The organism is Halolamina salina (genome assembly GCF_042678005.1).
Taxonomy (GTDB): domain Archaea; phylum Halobacteriota; class Halobacteria; order Halobacteriales; family Haloferacaceae; genus Halolamina; species Halolamina salina.
On sequence record NZ_JBHUDH010000008.1, the window covers coordinates 48,073 to 50,231 of the forward strand.

At 67.5% G+C, this 2,159-nt stretch carries 1 protein-coding gene and 2 pseudogenes; all 3 read left to right on the forward strand.

Annotated features, from left to right (window positions below; genetic code table 11):
- A pseudogene (locus ACFR9S_RS01090) lies at positions 1-490 on the forward strand (hypothetical protein); the annotation flags it as partial.
- The gene (locus ACFR9S_RS01095; RefSeq protein WP_379730472.1) at positions 490-1,701 is read left to right on the forward strand and encodes an FtsZ/tubulin family protein; all 1,212 of its coding nucleotides are present in this window, start codon (positions 490-492) and stop codon (positions 1,699-1,701) included. The pseudogene ACFR9S_RS01090 and the gene ACFR9S_RS01095, both read left to right, overlap by 1 nt.
- A pseudogene (locus tag ACFR9S_RS01100) lies at positions 1,698-2,159 on the forward strand (hypothetical protein); the annotation flags it as partial. The gene ACFR9S_RS01095 and the pseudogene ACFR9S_RS01100, both read left to right, overlap by 4 nt.

A 2,159-nucleotide genomic window follows, 5' to 3' on the forward strand; every position in this document is an offset into this window, starting at 1 on the left:
CCCGGCCGACGCGACCGTCGACGCCGAGAGCACGATCGAACTCGACGACGAGGCCGCGGAGCGGCTCGTGCTCTCGGAGCGGTCGCTCCGTGACCGGCTCTGTGGCGAGCACGAGGACGCGGTACAGGACCAGTTGCCGACGGTCGCCCCCGAACTGGAGGACCGCTTCGAGGAAGACGGCTACCTGACGCCCGACACCGACCTGCCGATCGCGGACGACTACCTCCCCTGTCTCCTGTTGCTGTGGGCCGACGACGCCGGGTACACCGCCCGGATGGACGACGGGCGACTCCTCGTCTACGACCACGAGCGGTTCGTCTCGCGGCTCCGGACGCTCGTGACCCACCACCTCGACGACGACGAAACACTCACCTACGACGACATGCGCACCAAATTCCTCTCCGTTCCGGCGTCCGACGAACTGATCACGACTACCCTGACGGATCTCGACCTCGACGTCACCGTCGCCGACGACGGGGTGAGCGCCTGATGTCGGAAGCGGACTACACCGACTGGGGGGTCGTCTCCTCCGGCGAAGGTGGCGGCCGGATCGCGTCGACGTTCCTCAGCCGCGAGGAGAGCCCCGGGATCGGCGAGCGGGTGACGCTGCTCAACACGAACCGGAGCGACATGGTGAACCTCATGGAGGACGCGGACATCCTCGAGGAGTACGGGGAACACATCACCATCTTCGGTCCCCGGCGCGGCGTCGGGAATGACTTCGCGAAGGGGGAGCGGATGGCCGAGGAACACTTCGAGGAGATCTACAACGCGGTCACGGAGCGGATGGTCGGTGCCGACGCCCTGCTCCACGTCACCACCCTCGGCGGCGGGACCGGGAACGGGTCGATCCCGTACCTCATCGAACAGCTCTCGACCGGCTCGAACGTCGAGGGCACTCGGCCGGAGTGGGTCGAGAGCGCGGTCAACATGGCGTTCGCGGCGTGGCCGTACGAGCACGAGCCGTCCCAGCAGCAGTTCAACGCCGTCATGGGGCTCTCGCGGCTGCTCATGCGCCGGGACGTGACACAGAACGCCGACGCGGTCCTGCTCGCGAGCAACACGCACATCGAGAACGAGGATCTCTCGACCGACCAGTACGACGCGGTCAACGAGCGGATCGTCACCGCGATCGATCTGCTGATCGGCGCCGGCCGCAACGCCGAACGCATCATCGACGCGGAGGACTACATCGCCCAGCCGTCGAACATCGGCGTCTACCACTTCACGCCCGGGGTGGCGACGGACCTCCACTACGACATGCTCGACTACGAGATCATGTTCGACCGGGCGGCCGAGCAGTCGTTCGTCCCGATGGACGCCTCCACTTCCCGGGCGGCGTTCGCGGTCGTCCGCGCGCCCGCCCACCTCGTCGAGTCGGGCGAGGTGACGAAATCCGGCGTCGAGAACGCGTTCGGCCGCTGGAAGCGCGACAAGGGGATCTCGAGCGCGAAGGGACTCTCCACGGTCACGCTGAAGCCCGGTCGCGGAAACAACGTCGACGTGCTGCTCCTGCTCGGAGGGTTCGACCTGAACCCGCTGCTGGACCAGTCGTGGCCGGAGTATGAGGAGACCAAACGGCAGTTCGAGCAGGCACGCAAGCTCCAGAACGATTCGGAGACGGCCATCTCGATGAACGAGATCGAGCAGTTGGAGGAGAACTTGACGCGGTACCTGGAGGTGAACGGATCGGGCCGATGACCGAGCGACGCCTCCTCGCGACGCTCGCCGTGCTCGCGCTCGTCGTCTCCAGCGTCGCCGCCGTCGGCGTCGGAGTCGCAGTGGACTCCGAGGACGGCCACGTCAGAGTGAATCAGCAGGACGACGGCGGGCTGCTGGTGGAGTTCGACAACGAGACGTTCCCCGATCGACAGGGCGTCACCGTCAACGTCACCGCGAACAACGAGACGACGACGCTCGACACGAGCGCGGCGGAGACGGACGACCCGGACTGGTGGGCACGTGAGGTCGCCGCCGACGCGTTGCCCGACGGATCGCTGGCTGATGCCCGCGTGACGGTGGCGTACAACGGCACCGTCGAGTTCGATCGGACGATGGACCTCCGGCACCTGCGCGTCGAGACGGGGACGGCCCGCTTCGACGACGCGGGACGGCTCGCGGTGAACGCCACGTCGGTCGGCCTCGGCGGCGGTGCCGTC